The following is an 18645-nucleotide window of genomic DNA, read 5'->3' as shown; positions in this document are numbered from 1 at the left end:
GAACTGACGTTGAACCGCGCAGGTTACTAGGTAGCTTCCGAGTCAAAACGCAGCGGAGCGTCTGGGTCGATGACCAACGGGTCTGGGCTGCGCAGCCGGGTCGTTGTTGCTGCGGCTGTCGCGGCGGCGGCCGGTGCGGCAGGGTCATCGAGCAGGGCATCACGGATGATACGTCGTGGGTCGTACTGGCGAGGATCGAGCTTTTTCCAGTCAACCTCGTCGAACTCGGGACCCATCTCATCGCGCATGCGATCCTTGGCCCCATCGGCCATGTTGCGCAGCGATTTAATGAGTCGAGCGAACTTAGCAGCATATTCCGGAAGACGATCGGGACCGAGCAGAAAAACGGCGATCACACCGATCACCAGCAGCTTCTCGAACGTCAGGCCCATTGTTCTAGAGTAATACGTTTTGGCGGGCAGCGGGTTCGGCGCCCAGTGGCTCAAATCCAACGCATCCATGGAATTTTTTCTACATACCTATGTAATGTTTCATTCTCACACGCCACCAAAATATAGATACCCTACGTCATATTACTTTGGAGAGCCTGCACGAATCGGTACGCCAACCTTGCAGCCACTGGACACTCAAAGGAAAACCCCGCTATGAAAACGAGCCTCGGACGGCGACGACTACTCGCGCTCTGCATGGTTCCGCTCCTCTTTGCTGGACTCTGGGGAGTTCAGCAAATAGGCACAAGCCAGTCAGCATACGCTGATAAAGCAGCGGCTGGCCTAGCCAGCAGCACCCTCGAAGGGCTCGGCTCCGCACCATTTGTCGTTGAGGTTCAAGAACAATTGGGCGAGTGGCGCAAGACCGCCTCAGAAAAAGAAGCCGTCAACCTCTATCAGGCCAGTGGCGCAGCCTTTCCCGTTGGCATCCCTGGGTTTGCCGAACTCACAACGGTTTCGCTGACCTACAGACTTCAAGCGGGAGGTTCGTCCGGATATGTGACGCCATCCTTCGCCCCCGCTTACACGTGCAACTCAGCTTGCCAAGAGACGTATCCCTATCTTCGCTTCAATGTTCGCCTCGACAACGGCGCAAACATCGCTACAGGCGTGACGCTCACCGAATTTAACTCCCTCACAACTAGCTCAACGCCGCTCTTGCTGCCAGGAGTCTCGCATTCAATTACCGTCGATATTTATCTCGACAACAACACCCCATACAGGTTCGACAAACAGAACGTCAGCCTCGGGATGACGCTGACGGCCATGTCAGCTGCCAATACCTCCTAGCGTTGGCGCCCCGTTCCACTATGCCCGCCCACAATCCGAAACGAAAAGGAATAGCGTTGAAGCCTCACCGTTCCCGGCAATCCAATATCCCCCGTCGACCGATCGGTCGGTCACTCATTGGGATTGCACTTGGCGCGCTCTCGTTGTCCGCGGTCATCGGGCTGACGAGCAGTCAGAATACGACCTCGGGGTACATAGCGAAGGGGCATGTTTCCGCCCAGCTCACGTTGAAAGTGCCAAAGTACAAATTCACGTCGATTGCCCTAGGCGGGCCAGCTTGGCGCCTGAGCATTAACGAAAAAACAAACACCATTTTGGTGACAGACTACGGCGCGACAATGAAATTTGTTGATGGAGCGTCCAATAGGCTCTCTAAAACGGTCTATGTTCCCGGATCAGTACCTGCGACACCACTCAATTACCGCACATACGGGTCTGACGTTGATGAGACGAAGAACCAATATTACATCGCTGTCGCACAGACCAACACCGCATACCAAATCAGCCCACAATACAATTATTCGAGCGAAAAATTTGGCTATGACATCACTTTTGCACGTTCAATTTTGGTGAACCCCACGAACCGCAAGGTATGGATCCTTGGTAGCTCACACATGTGGCGTTTTCACGCGGATACGTTCTCTCTCGAGGGGATGGCAGGCGTACCGAATGCCGACTACCGAGAGACGGTAATCAACCGAACAAATAGCCAGCTGTACTTCACCAATTCCAACACAAACAACACGGTTACTGTTTTTGACGGACTCGGTATGAAAGTGATTACGACCGTTACGGTGGGCACTGCGCCGCGTGGACTCGCCCTCGACACGACGAGAAATCTGCTTTATGTTGCAAATTCTAAGAGTTCCTCCGTCTCTGTCATTGACACGCTGACAAACACGCTCGTCGACACCATTACCGTCTCGGCAAACCCAATTGGTGTCGCCGTTGACTCCCTGCGAAACAAAATATTTGTCACACACCACTCGAACCTTGGAGAATTCGCGACGGCACAGTCGGGAACCGGCTCCATCGACGTCATCGATGGAGCGACGAGAACCATCGAAGACGTGATTTCAACTCCCTCCGATGCGGGAGGCACCGACATTCGTGTCAATCAGACAACGGGAATCATCTACGGCATCGCAGGCACAGACCTCTACCGAATCGAACCACGCGCATAACTGAATTGGTAAGACGGTGCGCTGTCCAGGCGAGGTATCGGCGACGTCGAAGCCCACTTCTACGCCACGCGCCAACAGTCGAGCAGTCATCCGCCCCGCAACGAGTAAGGTAAAGACACTGTCTGACTTACCTGGAGAACTAGCGTGTCCAACATCGAAAACAACTGGAAATTTTCCGAAGACCTGCCCGTAGAGTCGCCGGTCATCGAGAAGGCACGCAAGCTCTCCATCGAGATGGGCGTTGCACCCATCTCACGCGCTGTCGGCTCGCAACTCGCAAGCATTGTTGCCATGACCGGCGCCCGAACCATCGCCGAGGTAGGCACTGGCCTTGGAGTCAGCGGCCTGTGGCTTCTCTCCGGCAGGGACAACATTTCGCTTACAACAATCGATAGCGAATCTGAGTATCACCGCCACGCACGTGCACTGTTCACTGAGGCCGGGATTGCACCGTCACGCCTTCGCTTCATCAACGGCAAAGCCGAAGACGTGCTTCCCCGCATGAACGAGAACAGCTATGACCTCGTGATCATCGATGCGGACCCTGATCAGCTTCTTGAGTACTTTGAGCACAGCCTTCGTCTCATTCGCCCCGGCGGTACCGTGCTCGTTCCTCGGGTGCTCAAGGGAGGTCGTGTCGCCGACCCAGCTGCCCGCGACGATGTCTCAGTTGATTACCGTACGCTCCTCACCGAGCTTGCCTCGTCGGATGCTGTGGTCACGGCGCTCTCCCCCGCCGGCGACGGCCTGCTGCAGGTCACACGCGTCGGCTAACGTCGTAGCGCCGCAGCATGTTTGGTCGCAAGACCACTTATTCTGGCCTCGATCTCACTCATTCGGGCTCGTAGCGCGTTAGTATTGAGCCGTCCAACTCATAACGAAAGAAGTAGCGCAGTGATACCTGCAGTGAAAACTGTCCTGAGCAAATACGCAACGTTTGACGGCCGCGCAAGCCGTTCCGAGTACTGGTTTTGGGTACTCGCCTATGTGCTTGCATACCTGGCAATCAGCATCGTGGCTGGCATCCTTATTGCCCTCACCCGGGGCTCCGGCGGCGTATCGTTGCTCTTTGGCCTCATCCTCATGCTCATGAGCCTCGGTGTCCTCATTCCAACCATTGCCGTTGGAGTCCGACGTTTGCACGACGCTGGCTACTCAGGCCTCCTCATCCTGCTCTCGTTTGTTCCGTTTGTCGGCGGCATCGTTGTACTCATCTTTATGTGCCTGCCAAGCACACCAGGCCCAAACCAGTACGGTAACCCAAACCCCCTCGACGGCAGCGGTCAGGCTTTTGGCGCTGGGTACGCGACTCCCGGATACGGTCAGCAACCTGGATACGGCCAGCAGCCGGGATACGGCCAGCAGCAGTATGGCCAGCAGCCCTACGGGCAACAGCCTGGTTACGCTCAGCAACCCCCTGCCGCGCCGTACGGGCAGCAACCTCCGGTTGCACCATACGGCCAACAAGCTCCTGCAGCACCCTACGGGCAGCAGTATCAGCAGCCAACAGATCAGCAGCCTGCGTACCAGCAACCGACCTACGAGCAGCCCACGTACCAGCAGCCCACGTACCAGCAGGCGCCGGTTGACGGTGTCCCGCCTGTGCCTTCCGCTGACGTTCCAGCTGATAGCGGCGCAGCAGTAGACCATGCCACCCCAGCAGACGCTCCTGCACCGCAGCAGGATGGCGACCAGCCAACCACCGGTTGGCAGACCCCTCCAGCAAACTAGTACTCGTTCAGCAGCGAGGGCTGGCACCGAATTCGTTCGGTGCCAGCCCTCGCTGCTTTGTGAGGACCGTGACGTTCGAACCCTATCGGCGGCGGTAGGTGAGGTCGAAGATAATCCGCCCCGCAACGTGGGCTTTGTTCTCAAAGCTTGTCACTACGCGCCCCTCAAAGCGCGGTGCCCAACCACCAACCGTATCAATCTCATCGGATACCTCCCGATCAACACCACTCTGCCGAGCCTGTGTCAAGGGGCTGTCGGCTCCAACACGCTCCCCAGAATGCACGTTCTCAAACTGCGGTGTTCGATCAAGCACCTCGCGCATTTGCTCTGCATAGCCAGACCAGTCCGTTGAAAGACGCCAGAGCCCGCCAGACCGGAGTGTCCGCGCAACAAGCGGAGTGAAGGAATCGCGCACAAGTCGGCGCTTATTGTGCCGTTTTTTGTGCCACGGATCCGGAAAATTGAGCCAGAGCTCACTCATTGCGTCGTCTGGCAACATCGTTTCGAGGACCTCAGCCGCGTTCGCTTCAACAACCCTCACATTAGTGAGTCCTCGCTGAGCGATACGCGCCATCGTTGAGGCAAGGCCCGGTCGGTATACCTCAACCGCAAGATAATTCCGTTCAGGGCGAAGCTCGGCCATATGAACGATAGCCTCACCAAGACCAGATCCGATCTCCACCACCAAATCGGCGTCGCGGCCAAATGTTGCGGCCGCATCAAACACGTAATCGGCGTGCACCGACGTATCGGTGACAACTCGGGGTACGTCAACGACGTAGCTGTCCGCGTGTGCGTCCCAGGCATCCTGCCGTCTGCCCTGGAGCCGGGTGCCCCTTCGCATAAACGATACGGGCTCGGCCGGGTACTCTCTCGTCGAAGAAACAGTGGTTTCGTTGACGACGGGCTGATCAGCGGGCGTGGTGGGTACGGTTGATTCAGACATTAGTTCAAGCCTACCCGCCAGTTCATGCGGTGTTGTCCCGGGTTCTGCCGCTGCCTCTGCCACCTCTGCTGCGGCTCATGTCTCGTCTCCGCTGCTTGGCCGAGGATTCAGTGACCGGCAAGGATGTCGGCGATCTCCGCCTCAGTGACATCCTCAAATCGCGCGGGAACCCACCGCGGATTCTGATCCTTGTCGATCACCTTGGCCCTGATGCCTTCCCGAAGGTCGTTGCGCCGCAGCATAGCGCTTGAGACCCGGAGATCTTGCTGCAAGACTTCTGCCAACCCTGACGCCCGCCGAGCCCTCGCAAGCGCTTCAAAGGTGACCGCAACAGCGCTCGGCGACGCGGCCCGAATGATACGGGCGGCCTCATTTGCCCGCGCATCCGGGTAGTCCTCGAGCAACACAACAACTTCGCTCAGCGTTGCCGCCGAGTAACACTCATCGATCCAGCCGCGTTGTTCGGCAAGGTCAGAAGGTACACGTTCGGCGTAGCGCTCGACGAGGGCACGCGGATCTGAATGCTCGTGAGTCAGGGCTGTGCTCAGCGTCCGAAGGTGCTTGGAAGGCACCCAGGCATCCGCAAAACCGCAATACACGGCATCGGCGCCCGACATGACGTGGCCGGTGAGCGCGAGATGGTCGCCGAGCCGCCCCGGCGCGTTGGCGCAGAGGAACAGGCCACCAACATCAGGGGCAAGGCCAATCGCAACTTCAGGCATCGCGACCCGTGAGCGTTCCGTCACAACACGCAGATTTCCGTGTGCTGAAACGCCTACTCCGCCTCCCATGACGATGCCATCCATCAGCGCGACAAAGGGAAAATCAACCCGTGAGATCGCGAGGTTGACCGCGTATTCGAGCCGCCAAAACTCCGTCGCCGCGTCCTGCGACATCGAGGCGATGAGTTTAATATCGCCTCCTGCACAGAGCCCCCTCTCGCCGGCCCCGTCGAGCAGAATACCCGCGAGCCCAAGCGGATGAACGCTATCGATTGCTTCGCGGAGCCGCCAGAGCATTCCAGGTGTCAACGCGTTGAGTGCGTGCGGCCTCGCAAGGCGCACCCTCAGGAAGCGGCCCTCTCGCCAGGTCTCGACATCATCGTGCGCTGCAACGGGCTCGGTCATAGTTTCACCATAGAGGACAAGCGCCCGGTTAACGCAGAACAACCCGCCTGCATCAGGCGGGTTGTTCAGGTGCGTTGACCGCTGCTGGTTCGTTGGAAACAGGTGCGCGGCCCGTGCGGAGAAGAATTCTTCTGTGCTAGTCCTTGACTACCCCGGCGAGCGCGTTGTGCAGCTCTTTTGCCTCGGCATCATTTACTGAGACGACCAAACGGCCGCCACCTTCAAGGGGTACTCGGACGATAATTACGCGTCCTTCTTTGACGGCCTCCATTGGCCCGTCTCCAGTTCTCGGCTTCATAGCCGCCATGACGCTCCCCTTTCTCGGTTGTGCTGTGAACCCCAGTTTATCGGTTTACCACCGACACTCTCTAATTAACGCGTTTTGTGGAGAGTCGGAATGCCAATTGTTACGACGCCGTTGATCCCAAGCAGGATGCTTATGGCGGGGTCCAGTCAGGAGGATCAATCGCCCAGCCAATCGATAGCCACACCCACTGCCCAATGAGGCACAGCACCACAACGATCATTCTGTACACGGGTGATTTTGGCTGGGCTATCGCACCAAGCGCGGGGAACATCGGCATCAACATGCGAAAGGTGCTCGACTGCGGAAAAAACACCGCAAGCAGGTAGATGCCATAACTCGCGACCCAGAGCCGCAACTCAATACCGAGGCGGCGCATTTGGGGAAGCCAGAATGACGCAACGCACAGGGCGATCACCGCAACGAGGATGATGGCTCCCCACGGCGCCCCGATCCACCAGTTTGCACCCTGAAACCAGGCCGTAAACGGCACGAGGTGTTGATCGCCAATATATGGGCGTCGCCACGCTAGCTCGGTATCGGTATACGCCGTGAACGAGCCGGTCCCGATCCAGGCAACGGCAGGCCAGAGGAACCCCCACCCAACCGTATAGAAACCGAGGATGATGGTTGTGATCCGTTCCCTGACTGGAAACGGCTCCACATTGCGTCGCGCAAATCGAAGCAACCACAGCAGTCCAAGCATGAGCGCAAAGGCAAGCCCAAGCGGGCGCGTGAGTGCCATGATCGGCACGACCGCAAACATCCAGCCGTATCTGCGCTGAACGAGGAGCCACAGCGCCAAGGTAATGAAGAATGCGCCCATGGACTCCGCGTAGGAGACCTGCAACATGGGAGAAACCGGCGAAATGCAGTACAAGAGGATGGCAAACAGGGTTTGCGAGTCGCTGAGGTAGCGGCGGAACAGCTTATAGAGCAGCAAACACGTGGCAAGGCCAAAGACTACAGAAACGAGCGGTGCCATAACGGGCCAGGGAACGGCCGTGACGGCGCTCAGGCCGCGCACCAGCATCGGATAGACGGGCATAAACGCCCACGCACTCTCGGTCACCTGCCCGTAGTCGTTGACCGGGAGCATGCTCGGGTAACCGTACAGCGCAATTCGCCAATACCACTGGCCATCCCAGAGGTTTGAATATTCGATCAGGTTTGGCTGTTGGGTCACCCATCCAGGGGCCGCTACCTGTTGCGCGGCGAAGGCAAGCAGCATGCCAGTGCTAATGATACGCGACACCACAAATACGATGAGCACTCGCACCCACCAGCGCACACCGTTGGCCGCGGTGACGATGCGGCCTGCGAGGCCTACCTGGTCGGGTCTGGGGGTCACGCTGGCAGCTGTGCCGTTGCGCGCGCTATCGAGGGAGGACACCGTTTCAGCCTAGCGGTGGGATGCTAGGCACCGAGCCAGGCCCTTAACCCTCGTTCACACTCGGTAATCTGATCAATGGCAACTCGCTCATCATCGGCGTGAGCCTTGAGCGGGTCTCCAGGGCCATAGTTCACCGCGGGGATGCCGAGCGCGCTGAACCTGGCGACATCGGTCCAGCCATACTTTGGCATCGGCTCCGCACCGACCGCCGCCATGAAGTCTTGCGCAAGTTGTGCGTCAAGCCCAGGCCGAGCCCCTTCAGCCCGGTCGACGACCGTCATGTCAACGTTTGGAAACAATTCACGCAGGTGTTCGATGGCCTCATCGCTTGAGCGGCTCGGCGCGAAGCGATAGTTAACATGAACCATGCACTCATCCGGAATGACGTTTCCGGCGATACCGCCGCTAATGCCAACCGCGTTGAGCCCTTCGCGGTAGACAAGCCCTTCAACCTCAACCTGTCGAGGAGTGTAGTCGGCAAGGATCGCGAGGATATTGGCTGCCTTGTGGATGGCATTCTCCCCCACCCAGCTGCGCGCAGAGTGGGCTCGTTTGCCAAAGGTTCGAAGCTCGACACGAACGTTGCCGTTGCAGCCGCCCTCGATGGCGGAGTTGCTCGGCTCGCCAAGAATCGCAAAGTCGCCAACGAAGAGATCTGGGCGATTACGCGCGAGCCGGCCGAGACCGTTGAGGTCAGAGTCGACTTCCTCATGGTCGTACCACATCCACGTGATATCAACGGTTGGGGCAACAAGTTCGACCGCGAGCTTCAGCTGAACGGCAACACCGGCCTTCATATCAACTGTTCCGCGGCCCCAGAGGTACTCAACGCCATCGATTGTTTCGTATCTCGTTGGCAGGTTGTTGTTGACAGGCACCGTATCGAGATGACCGGCGATGATGACGCGCTGCGCACGCCCAAGGTTCGTTTTGGCAACAACGCAGTCCCCGTCCCTGATGATCTCAAGATGGTCGTATCCGCTGACGGCAGCCTCGACGGCGTCCGCGATGGCTCGCTCGTTTGCCGAAACCGACTCGATGTCACAGAGCTGACGAGTGATATCGTTTGAGGACTGGCTGAGGTCGATCGTAGGCGTTGCATTCACGCCTGCAAGTCTAACGAGATGCGCGTGTGGACGAGTCACGATTGCCGGCGCCCGTGTCTCCTCAATACCAGACTGAGGACAAGCAGCATGAACCATTGTTGCCGAAACCCGCAGAAACTCGCTTCCTTTTTAGGCCCCGCTACCACCGCAACGCACCTGACAAAACCGCTAGCCTAGAGGAATGACTTCTTTGACACGACAGGCATGGGGATACGGACTCGCGACGGTTGCTTCTGACGGCACCGTGCTCGACACGTGGTACCCAGAGCCACAGCTTGGCGGCATCCCAGAGGGCCGCGACCGTTGGATCGCACCGGCCCACATCGAGGAGCTCGCAACCCCAGACCCACGTCGCGATGTAACCGTTGATATCGTCACCGTTGAGATTGACCTCGACGCCGCGCCCGCGTCGACCTCCGACGCATACCTGCGCCTTCACTTGCTCTCACACCTGCTCGCCGCCCCGAACAGCATTAACCTTGACGGCATCTTTGGGCACCTGCCAACGGTTGTTTGGACAACCGCAGGTCCCGTCCATCCAGATGCCTTTGATGCGCTGCGCCCCAGTCTCAAACGCGCTGGAATCATCGCAACGGGAATCGATAAGTTCCCGCGTCTGCTTGACTACGTCACGCCCGCAGGCGTCCGCATCGCAGATGCTTCCCGCGTGCGTCTTGGCGCCCACCTCGCAGTTGGCACAACCGTTATGCATGAGGGTTTTGTGAACTTCAACGCAGGCACACTTGGTCAGTCAATGGTTGAAGGACGCATCTCACAGGGCGTCGTCGTTGGCAATGGCTCAGACATTGGCGGCGGGGCATCGATCATGGGAACCCTGTCAGGTGGCGGGCAACAGCGCATCAGCATTGGTGAGCGTTCCCTGCTTGGCGCCAACTCCGGCATCGGCATCTCGATCGGCAACGACTGCGTTGTTGAGGCTGGCCTCTACGTGACCGCTGGCACCAAGGTCCTTCTGCTCGACGGCGCTGTGGATGCCGACGGCAAGCCAGCAACCGCAAAGGCGGTTGAGCTTTCTGGCGTTGATAACCTCCTCTTCCGCCGCAACTCGCTGAGTGGAGCCGTCGAGGTCGTCGCTCGCACCGGCCAGGGCATCACGCTCAACCCGGCGCTTCACGCGTAACGGCGCTCAACTCCGCGAGCCGGGTGCAGCACCAGCGGGTGCGGCACCCGGCTCTTTGCGTCTCCCCGCCTGTGGATAAGTTCAGCGGAGAACGCGCCATTTTGACACGCTTGCACTATGCATTCGCCAGCCATTGCCGCAGCGCTCTCGCGGCTCGACCCAACCGTTGTTCGATCGCTCGCACGGATGCCTTGGCACGATCACCGAGTTGTGAGTCACGCCACCGCGGCCGCACTCTGGGGATTTGGGCGTCCACCATTCAGCTGCCCTACTGGGCAGCATGGCAATACCTCGCGCCAAGAACGAATGCACCAGCAAACCGTCAACGACTCAGACCACTTGCTACCTCATCTGTCAGTTCCCGTCGGGGCATACCTGCCCAGATCATCCGCCGCATGTTTCCATCGGCTCAAGCTTGAAGCTGAGGACGTGTCTGAGCTTGCCGGCATACGGCTCACCACGCCAGAACGCACGTGGTTCGATCTGTTGCTTCCACACAGTGATGCAGACCGAGGACACACCTTGCCATCGCTCAGCTACCCATGCTCAGGCTCGGGCTCAGCCGGCCAACGCGGCATCGTAATGACCCCGCACGAATCGGCGGTTGTATGGGCAGAGGCCCTACTCCATCGCAGGCTCGTCTCGCTCGCTTCCCTCCGAACGCTTGTTGATCGCAATGCGGGCAGTCTTGGAGTGTCAATCGCCCGGCGCGCACTCGAGCAGATCGTGCGCGGGCCTCGACGCCCAGAGGACTCGCTCGTCCGACTCCGCCTGGCCGAGGCCGGGTTGAGGCCTCGAAGGGATGTTGTGGTGCTGTGCCAGCAAACCATCAGACGCTACCGATTCGCCCTTGCCTTTCCAGCATCGAAGGTCGGTGTTGCCTTTCACACATGCGAATGCCCGCCGGGCCGCCCAGAAGGCTGGACGGTGGCGGGCATAACACCTGAGCGCCTCGCAGAACGAGACGGACTCGCGCAAGAAGTAGAACGCGCCTTTTACGAGGGCGTTGCACTCAATTCGCGCTAAGGCTTGCGAAGCTGACGCTCGGGCGAACCAATGTAGAGCTGCTGTGGGCGACCGATCTTGGTCTGCGGGTCGGTCTGCATTTCGCGCCAGTGGGCGATCCAACCTGGCAGCCGTCCGATCGCGAAGAGCACGGTGAACATGCGGGTTGGGAAGCCCATAGCTTTGTAAATCACGCCGGTGTAGAAGTCAACGTTTGGGTACAGCTTGCGCTCGATGAAGTAATCGTCGCTCAGCGCGATCTGCTCAAGCTCTTTTGCGAGGTCGAGCAGCGGGTCGGTGACGCCAAGCGCCTCGAGGACCTTATCTGCGCTGTTCTTGACGATCATGGCACGCGGGTCGTAGTTCTTGTAAACGCGGTGACCGAATCCCATGAGACGGACGCCAGCGTCCTTATTCTTGACGCGGTCAACAAACTGCTTCACTCCGCCGCCAGATTCGCGAATCTGTCCCAGCATGTCGAGCACAGCTTCGTTTGCGCCACCGTGCAATGGTCCAGACAACGCGTTGACACCGGCCGACACCGAGGCAAACATGTTTGCACCGGTCGAACCAACAAGGCGAACTGTTGACGTCGAGGCGTTCTGCTCGTGATCGGCGTGCAGGATAAGCAGCTGGTCGAGCGCACGTCCGAGTACGGGATCGATGTCGTATTTCTCGGCCATATTGCCGAAGTTCAGCTTGAGGAAGTTGTCAACAAAGCTCAGGGAGTTGTCGGGGTACAGGAATGCCTGTCCAATCGACTTCTTGTGGGCGTAGGCAGCGATAACTGGCAGCTTTGCCAGCAGGCGAACCGTGTTGATCTCGACCATGTCGGGATCGTTCGGGTCGAGGGATCCTTCGTAGTAGGTCGATAGCGCTGAGAGGGCACTTGAGAGCACCGACATGGGGTGCGCGGTGTGGGGCAGCGCGGAGAAGAACCTCTTGAGATCTTCGTGCAGCAGCGTGTGCCGGCGGATGTTCTCGTCGAAGTTTGCAAGCTGATCGGCGGTTGGCAACTCACCATAGATAAGCAGCCATGCGACCTCGAGGTACGTGGAGTTCTCGGCAAGCTGCTCGATGGGGTATCCGCGATACCGCAGAATACCCTTGTCACCGTCAATATAGGTGATTGCCGACTTCGTTGCCGACGTGTTGACAAATCCGTAGTCAAGAGCAGTAAGGCCACTCTGGCGGGTAAGCGTCGAGAGATCTATGGATGATGCGCCTGCTGTCGAGGGAAGCAGCGGAAAATCCGCGCTACCTCCCGGAAATGACAGTGTCGCTTTTTGCTCTGCGTGGCCGCTACCTGTTCCTGCGTCAGTCACGTCATCTCCTCCAGTGGTGAACCGTCAGTGTCTGTGCTGTCAGACAGCACTGTTGTGGACGTCTTGGTCCTCAACCGTTCCAGACTAACGTGTTCAGGGGTTGTGTGCGGAATCCTGGAGACCGTTTCTGATCACTACAAGATCACAAAATGAACTATTGTGCGAAATCCGAACGCAGTCGAGCCGCGGCGTCGGCAATTCGCTCATCGGATGCCGTCAGCGAGAATCGAACGTGTTCAGGGTAGAAATCTCCGTAGAAGGTTCCAGGCCCTGCGAGGATGCCGGCGTCGGCCAACCGGGCGATCGATTGCCAAGCGTCCTTACCCTCTGTAGCCCACAGATAGAGCCCAGCTTCGCTCTGATCGATGCGGAATCCCGCAGCCTCAAGCGCCGGTTTCAACACCGCACGACGAGCACGGTAGCGTTCCTTTTGAGCCAGCACGTGTTCGTCGTCGACAAGCGCAGCGATCATGGCAGCCTGTACGGGAGCCGGCGGAATCATGCCAGCGTGTTTACGAATTGTGGTTAACCGAGCGATGATTGACGCGTCGCCGGCAACAAAGGCCGCACGGTAGCCGGCAAGGTTCGATTGCTTGCTCAACGAGTACACCGACAGGACACCCTCGCGGCTGTCATCAACAACTCGAGGGTCAAGGATGCACGGAGTTGGGTTTTCGACCCACTCCCCCTCCCAGCCAAGTTCGGCATAGCATTCGTCGCCTGCGATAACCGCACCAATGCGACGGGCGGCCGCGACGGCCTCCCTCAGCTCGTCGACACTCAGCACACGACCATCAGGGTTACCTGGCGAGTTCAGCCAGACGAGCTTTGTGCCTGCTGGCCACTCGGCGGGGCTATCGGCAGCAAACGCCTGCGCACCAGCGAGGGCGGCCCCCATCGCGTAGGTCGGGTAGGCAGCGTTCGGATGCACGACGATATCGTCTTCGCCCAGACCAAGCATGAACGGGAGCCAGGCGACCAACTCTTTCGAGCCGACCGTCGGAAGCACCTCCGCATTGGTCAGGCCAGGCACCGAGCGGCGGCGGGCGAACCAGTCAACAATCGCCGCCCTGAGCTCCGGTGTACCGGTCGTTGTTGGATAGGCGTGAGCGTCAGTTGCGGCGGCAAGCGCCTCGCGGATACTCGCTGGGGTCTCATCAACCGGCGAACCGATGGAGAGGTCAACCATTCCGCCTGGATGCTCTGCCGCGCGCTTGGCGTGCGGCACCATGGCATCCCACGGATAATCGGGAAGTTGCCCAAGCATGCGCTTAGTCTTCGGTGTTGTTGACGTTGGCTGGAAGCGCGGCGATGATCGGGTGATCTTTCGCGTAGACGCCAACCTTTGCTGCCCCACCTGGAGAGCCAATATCGTCAAAGAAGTCAACGTTGGCCTTGTAGTAGTCGGCCCACTCGTCAGGGAGATCGTCTTCGTAATAAATCGCTTCGACGGGGCAAACGGGTTCGCAGGCGCCGCAATCTACACATTCATCCGGATGAATGTAGAGCGAGCGCTCGCCCTCGTAAATGCAGTCAACCGGGCACTCGTCAATACAGGCGCGGTCCTTGACGTCGACGCATGGAAGGGCGATGACGTAGGTCACTGGTTCTCCGTACTACTTAGGTGATTATGAACCTCTAGTTTATCCCCTTGCGGCTCCTGCCGCGTCCGCTCACGGCGGCGCGGCCACAACACGGCACACGCGCTCACCACAAGGGTTCCGATGAGCCACACCCAGCCGACAGGATTATTGGGGATGAGCACGCTCCCACCAAGACTGACACTGCTGAAGAGCGCAACGGCAATCATGACGCCGGCACAGAGCTGGACCGCCCTCGCAATACCTGGGTTGAGCATTCGGCTGAGCAGGGCGACCGAGCCAAACGCCACGAGGCCAAGCACGACCCCGGTCGGCAGTCGAACCTCACCTATTACGGTTGTCACCTGGTGCTGAACCGTCGTCAGGATGCCAAGCAGAACACCAAGCATGACCGTGACAAGACCCATAAACAATCGCACGCCGAGGGGAACCGGCTGATCAACAGCATTGGGCGCATCCACAACGAGAACGCTCTGGGATGAGTGCGGAAGTTCGCTCGACGGTTGCAGTGTTGACACTCTTCCAGTGTAGGCGCACTGTGACTGAAGACTGGCTGGCAGTAGACAGCGAGGCCCCGGAACACTATTCTAACTTAGGGCAGGCTAACCAATCCCCTGATAATAGCCGCAAGAAAGGCTGGAATTCCGTGCAAGGAACCGAACTCGCCGGCATGTTTGGCACGTTCCTCATCGGCCTACGCGAAGGACTCGAAGCCGCGCTTGTTGTAGGCATTCTCATTGCATACGTGCGCAGAATTGGTCGCCACGACGTGGTCATTCGAATCTGGATCGGCGTCGGACTCGCGGTGGCACTGTCGCTCGCGACGGGAGCCATCCTCACGTTTGGTGCATACGGGCTCTCCTTTGAAGCCCAAGAATTCATCGGCGGTGCGATGTCAATCCTCGCCGTAGGCCTCGTCACCTGGATGGTCTTCTGGATGCTGCGCACCGCGCGGAACCTCAAGGGCGAACTCGAATCCTCCGTTGAGCGGGCACTGACCGGAAACGGCTGGGGACTCGTTATGGTCGGGTTTATCGCGGTCGCGAGGGAGGGTATCGAAACGGCGCTCTTCCTCTGGGCAGCGGTCAAAGCCACTGGCGACACCCCGATGACCCTGCTTGGCGCCGTGCTCGGCCTCCTCACGGCCGTTGTCCTCGGCTGGCTGATTTACCGCGGGATGCTCCGCATTAACCTCTCCGTCTTCTTTACCTGGACAGGCGCGCTCCTCATCATCGTTGCCGCCGGCGTACTCGCCTACGGCATCCATGACCTCCAGGAGGCCCGCTTCCTTCCCGGCCCGTTTGAGGCAGTACCCGCGAGCGCACCGGCATGGACCCACGGACTCTACGGGCCAGCGGGTTGGGCGTTCCGAATACCAGAAGTGATCGCCCCAGATGGACTGCTCGGCACCCTCCTCAAGGGCACCATCGGGTTCACCCCAGAAATGACCAAGCTCGAAGTCTGGGCCTGGGCACTGTATGTGATCCCCGTACTCACGATCTTCATCGTGAAGGTGCGCAAAAACCGTCGCCCGAAGCAGTCGACGAATGGTGCGCCATCCAACGAGTCCCAAATTCCCGCAACACTCCCCCAGCACGAACACTCAGCCGCTGCAGACGACGCCGTTGCCGAGTCAGCAGCGTCACCAACCCAAACCGGCATCTAGCCGGTCTCATTATTACCCTCGCGTCACACTTCCTCACGTCACATCGAGACGCCCCACCAAGGAGAACCCATGACATCCCGCACACGCGCCACAACGATGGCCACAATGACCCTCGCCGTCGGCATCACGGCTACGCTCACCGGCTGCGTACCTAATAACCAAGGAGCCAATGCCACCGCGCTGTCGGTCGACAGCACCGCGAGCGACTGTGTCGTGGATGCGGCAACCGCCCCCAGCGGACCAATCACGTTCTCCGTCACCAACTCCGGCGACCAGGTGACGGAGTTCTACATCCTTGCTGAGGACAAGCTCCGCATCGTCGGAGAGGTCGAGAATATCGCTGCTGGCGCCAGCCGAGACCTGACTGTTGTTGCCCAGCCGGGCACGTACTACACGGTGTGCAAGCCCGGCATGATCGGCGAAGGTATCGGCCAGACGGAGTTCACAGTCTCTGGCAAGACGGTTGAACTCAGCGGCAACGACAAGGAAGCCGCCGATGCGGCAATCGCAAACTACACCGCCTACGTGAAGCAGCAAGTCGCGGAGCTCCTGCCAAACGTGCAGTTGCTCGCCGACGCGTACACCGCTGGAGATGACGAACAGGCCAAGGCCCTCTTCCCCATCACACGCATCAACTACGAGCGCATTGAGCCAACTGCCGAACAGTTTGGCGACCTCGACCCAAAAATCGACTACCGCAAGCAGGGCGCTGAGGATGAGGGGCTCGACTTCACCGGCTTCCACCGCATCGAAATGGACCTGTGGCTAAGCGAGGCACAGGCGAACTACCCTGATGAGACCATCACAGCCCTCGACGCCGCCGGCCGAGCAGCCATTGCCGAGCAGCTCGTGACCGACGTGACTGCGCTCAAGGCTGCCGTCGACGATCCCAAGTTTGAGCTCACGCTCGGCGACATCACCAACGGAGCAATCGGCCTCCTTGACGAGGTCGCAGCTCCAGACGGCAAGCTGTCAGGCGAAGAAGACGAGTTTTCCCACACCGACCTCTACGACTTCTACGCCAACGTTGAGGGAGCAGAAGTTGCCTTCGGAAACGTGCGCGACATCGCCGCGAGCAAGGGTGACGAAGGCACAGAATTGGTGAGCAAGCTCGACACACAGTTTGCCGCGATGAAGACGCTCCTCGAAACCTATGGCAACCCAACCGACGGATTTGTGTCCTACGACACCGTCGATCAGGAGTCGCGAAAGGCACTCGGGGCCCAGCTCAACGCACTGAGCGAGCCGCTTGCCACACTCACCCACACCGTCCTCGACGTCAAAGCGTCCTAAACCCGGCAGCCCGGTCAGAATCATCCGAGAATCAACCGATTCTGGCCGGGCGACAACCATCACCTGCGTAGCATGATGAGGTGACCCCAAATATGACCCCCAGCGATTCCAACATACCTGGCGTTCCAAGTGACAAACCGCCGCGCGACACTCCTACAGATTCCGGCGAGTCTTCGGAGGCGGCGTCCACGCCGGCTGGCCTGTCTCGGCGCGGATTGCTCGGCCTGCTGGGCATTGGCGCATCAGCAGGATTCATCGGTGGCGCGGCAACTGTGGCCGCCGTCGCACGAGGCGAAGCGGTCGCCCCAACCAACGGCGATCAATTCCCGTTCTACGGCACCACCCAGGCAGGAGTCACCACCCCTGCCCAAGACCGGCTGTTCTTTGCCACGTTTGATGTCACGGCATCCGCAACCCGCGACGACCTGATCGAACTCCTGCAAGACTGGAGCTACGCGGCTTCTCGACTCACGCAGGGACTCGATGTGAGCGAGCGAGGCGCGGTCGGCGGTTCGCCCTTGCTGCCCCCAGACGATACCGGGGATGCCCTTGGCCTTCCCGCAAGCGGGCTCACCATCACCTTTGGCGTTGGACCGAGCCTGTTCCAGGATGCAAACGGCAACGACCGTTTTGGCATCGCCGACCGAAAACCGGCCGCCCTTGCGGATCTCCCCGCCTTCGCGTTTGATCTCCTCAGCCCCTCGATGACGGGAGGGGATCTCTGCATTCAGGCCTGCGCCGACGACCCGCAGGTCGCCGTACACGCCGTGCGCAACCTCAGCCGCATCGCGTTCGGGCGGGCACAAATTCGGTGGTCTCAGCTTGGCTTCGGCCGAACGTCGTCAACCTCATCTGCTCAGCAGACGCCCCGCAACCTTTTCGGGTTCAAAGATGGCACCGCCAACGTCATGTCCGAAGAAAAGGATGCGCTTGCCAAGCACATCTACGTCGACTCAACGAGCGACCAGGGCTGGATGAACGGCGGCACCTACCTCGTGGCGCGCAAGATTCTCATGACCATCGAGTCCTGGGACAGGGCGCGGCTTGAGGAACAAGAGAACATCATCGGACGAGACAAAGGTGAGGGCGCCCCGCTCTCAGGCGGCTCGGAATTCACCGAGCCAAATTTCGAGGCAGTGCACTCAGCTGGCGGGCCGGCCATTCCAGTCGACTCACACGTCAGACTGGCGCACCCGAAGCTCAACGACGGCATCCGGTTGCTTCGGCGCGGCTACAACTACGTTGACGGAAATAACGATCTTGGACAGCTCAACGCTGGGCTCTTCTTCATCAGCTTCCAAAACGATCCAGAACATTTTGTGCGTATCCAGAAGAACCTCAAAATGGACACTCTCAACGAGTACATTCGACACGTTGGCTCGGCAGTGTTCGCCATTCCGCCTGGCACGTCCCCCGGCGGATATGTCGGCGAGGGCCTCTTCGCCTAGCTTTCTCCCGCTCGCGGGGTGCAAAACGGCTCGCGGGGTGCGAAATTCTGCACCCCACGAGCGAATTTGCACCCCACGAGCTTGAGAGTGGGGAGAGAAAAAGGGCCCCGCCGGAATGAGTTCGGCGGGGCCCT

The 18645-nt window shown here is 59.4% G+C and carries 19 protein-coding genes; 9 read left to right on the top strand and 10 right to left on the bottom strand.

Features of this window, described 5'->3' with window-relative positions; translation table 11 throughout:
- Positions 1–26: 26 nt before the first annotated feature.
- Positions 27–392, bottom strand: a complete 366-nt coding sequence (locus tag FHX76_RS01060) for a twin-arginine translocase TatA/TatE family subunit (protein ID WP_167146754.1) — start codon at positions 390–392, stop codon at positions 27–29.
- Between the two features lie 213 nt (positions 393–605).
- On the opposite strand from FHX76_RS01060, the gene FHX76_RS01055 reads away from it, so the two are divergent.
- The 4 genes from FHX76_RS01055 (at position 606) to FHX76_RS16060 (ending at position 4156) form a co-directional block, all read left to right on the top strand.
- Complete coding sequence (locus FHX76_RS01055; RefSeq protein WP_167146751.1) at positions 606–1241, top strand: hypothetical protein; 636 nt, start codon at positions 606–608, stop codon at positions 1239–1241.
- Between the two features lie 338 nt (positions 1242–1579).
- Positions 1580–2425 carry a YncE family protein gene (locus FHX76_RS01050; protein WP_167146748.1) on the top strand — a complete coding sequence of 282 codons (846 nt, stop codon included), beginning with the start codon at positions 1580–1582 and terminating at the stop codon, positions 2423–2425.
- A 144-nt stretch (positions 2426–2569) separates the two neighbouring features.
- Positions 2570–3199, top strand: coding sequence for a class I SAM-dependent methyltransferase (locus FHX76_RS01045; RefSeq protein WP_167146747.1), 630 nt, complete (start codon positions 2570–2572; stop codon positions 3197–3199).
- A gap of 132 nt (positions 3200–3331) precedes the next feature.
- The gene (locus FHX76_RS16060) at positions 3332–4156 is read left to right on the top strand and encodes a DUF805 domain-containing protein (RefSeq protein ID WP_341777822.1); all 825 of its coding nucleotides are present in this window, start codon (positions 3332–3334) and stop codon (positions 4154–4156) included.
- An 82-nt stretch (positions 4157–4238) separates the two neighbouring features.
- Here the strand turns inward: FHX76_RS16060 and trmB are convergent, their stop codons facing one another.
- The 5 genes from trmB to dapE form a co-directional block, all read right to left on the bottom strand.
- Entirely contained in the window at positions 4239–5102 is an 864-nt protein-coding gene (gene trmB, locus FHX76_RS01035) for a tRNA (guanosine(46)-N7)-methyltransferase TrmB (RefSeq protein ID WP_167146744.1), read from the bottom strand.
- Positions 5103–5209: 107 nt separating this feature from the next.
- Positions 5210–6229, bottom strand: coding sequence for a 3-hydroxyisobutyryl-CoA hydrolase (locus FHX76_RS01030; RefSeq protein ID WP_167146741.1), 1020 nt, complete (start codon positions 6227–6229; stop codon positions 5210–5212).
- A gap of 136 nt (positions 6230–6365) precedes the next feature.
- Positions 6366–6536 carry a DUF3117 domain-containing protein gene (locus FHX76_RS01025; RefSeq protein ID WP_167146739.1) on the bottom strand — a complete coding sequence of 57 codons (171 nt, stop codon included), beginning with the start codon at positions 6534–6536 and terminating at the stop codon, positions 6366–6368.
- 130 nt (positions 6537–6666) lie between these two features.
- Complete coding sequence (locus FHX76_RS01020) at positions 6667–7926, bottom strand: hypothetical protein (protein WP_341777821.1); 1260 nt, start codon at positions 7924–7926, stop codon at positions 6667–6669.
- Between the two features lie 23 nt (positions 7927–7949).
- On the bottom strand, positions 7950–9032 hold the full coding sequence (gene dapE, locus FHX76_RS01015) for a succinyl-diaminopimelate desuccinylase (protein ID WP_341777820.1): 1083 nt from the start codon (positions 9030–9032) through the stop codon (positions 7950–7952).
- A gap of 181 nt (positions 9033–9213) precedes the next feature.
- Between dapE and dapD the strand changes: the two genes are divergently transcribed.
- Together dapD and FHX76_RS01005 are read left to right on the top strand one after the other, a co-directional pair.
- Positions 9214–10173 carry a 2,3,4,5-tetrahydropyridine-2,6-dicarboxylate N-succinyltransferase gene (gene dapD, locus FHX76_RS01010; RefSeq protein ID WP_167146733.1) on the top strand — a complete coding sequence of 320 codons (960 nt, stop codon included), beginning with the start codon at positions 9214–9216 and terminating at the stop codon, positions 10171–10173.
- 117 nt (positions 10174–10290) lie between these two features.
- The gene (locus FHX76_RS01005) at positions 10291–11199 is read left to right on the top strand and encodes a hypothetical protein (RefSeq protein WP_167146730.1); all 909 of its coding nucleotides are present in this window, start codon (positions 10291–10293) and stop codon (positions 11197–11199) included.
- Here FHX76_RS01005 and FHX76_RS01000 read toward each other — a convergent pair.
- The 4 genes from FHX76_RS01000 to FHX76_RS00985 form a co-directional block, all read right to left on the bottom strand.
- Positions 11196–12503 (bottom strand): citrate synthase, encoded by a 1308-nt coding sequence (locus FHX76_RS01000; RefSeq protein WP_167146727.1) that lies wholly within the window; start codon positions 12501–12503, stop codon positions 11196–11198. The two genes, FHX76_RS01005 and FHX76_RS01000, sit on opposite strands and share 4 nt — an antisense overlap.
- Positions 12504–12657: 154 nt before the next feature.
- Positions 12658–13770 carry a succinyldiaminopimelate transaminase gene (gene dapC, locus FHX76_RS00995; protein ID WP_167146724.1) on the bottom strand — a complete coding sequence of 371 codons (1113 nt, stop codon included), beginning with the start codon at positions 13768–13770 and terminating at the stop codon, positions 12658–12660.
- A gap of 4 nt (positions 13771–13774) precedes the next feature.
- Complete coding sequence (gene fdxA, locus FHX76_RS00990) at positions 13775–14107, bottom strand: ferredoxin (RefSeq protein ID WP_167146721.1); 333 nt, start codon at positions 14105–14107, stop codon at positions 13775–13777.
- On the bottom strand, positions 14104–14622 hold the full coding sequence (locus FHX76_RS00985) for a hypothetical protein (RefSeq protein ID WP_167146718.1): 519 nt from the start codon (positions 14620–14622) through the stop codon (positions 14104–14106). The genes fdxA and FHX76_RS00985 overlap by 4 nt, the downstream gene beginning before the upstream one ends.
- A gap of 152 nt (positions 14623–14774) precedes the next feature.
- On the opposite strand from FHX76_RS00985, the gene efeU reads away from it, so the two are divergent.
- The 3 genes from efeU (at position 14775) to efeB (ending at position 18511) form a co-directional block, all read left to right on the top strand.
- Positions 14775–15770, top strand: a complete 996-nt coding sequence (gene efeU / locus FHX76_RS00980; RefSeq protein WP_167150200.1) for an iron uptake transporter permease EfeU — start codon at positions 14775–14777, stop codon at positions 15768–15770.
- Positions 15771–15839: 69 nt separating this feature from the next.
- Positions 15840–17063: an iron uptake system protein EfeO gene (efeO, locus tag FHX76_RS00975; protein WP_243848561.1), complete on the top strand. Its 1224-nt coding sequence runs from the start codon at positions 15840–15842 to the stop codon at positions 17061–17063.
- 92 nt (positions 17064–17155) lie between these two features.
- Positions 17156–18511, top strand: a complete 1356-nt coding sequence (gene efeB / locus FHX76_RS00970) for an iron uptake transporter deferrochelatase/peroxidase subunit (protein WP_167146716.1) — start codon at positions 17156–17158, stop codon at positions 18509–18511.
- The last annotated feature ends 134 nt before the right edge of the window (positions 18512–18645 follow it).

This window comes from Lysinibacter cavernae, from assembly GCF_011758565.1.
In the GTDB taxonomy this organism is placed as follows: domain Bacteria; phylum Actinomycetota; class Actinomycetes; order Actinomycetales; family Microbacteriaceae; genus Lysinibacter; species Lysinibacter cavernae.
The sequence above is the reverse complement of the archived record's forward strand: the minus strand, read 5'-3'. Positions and strand labels throughout refer to the sequence as shown.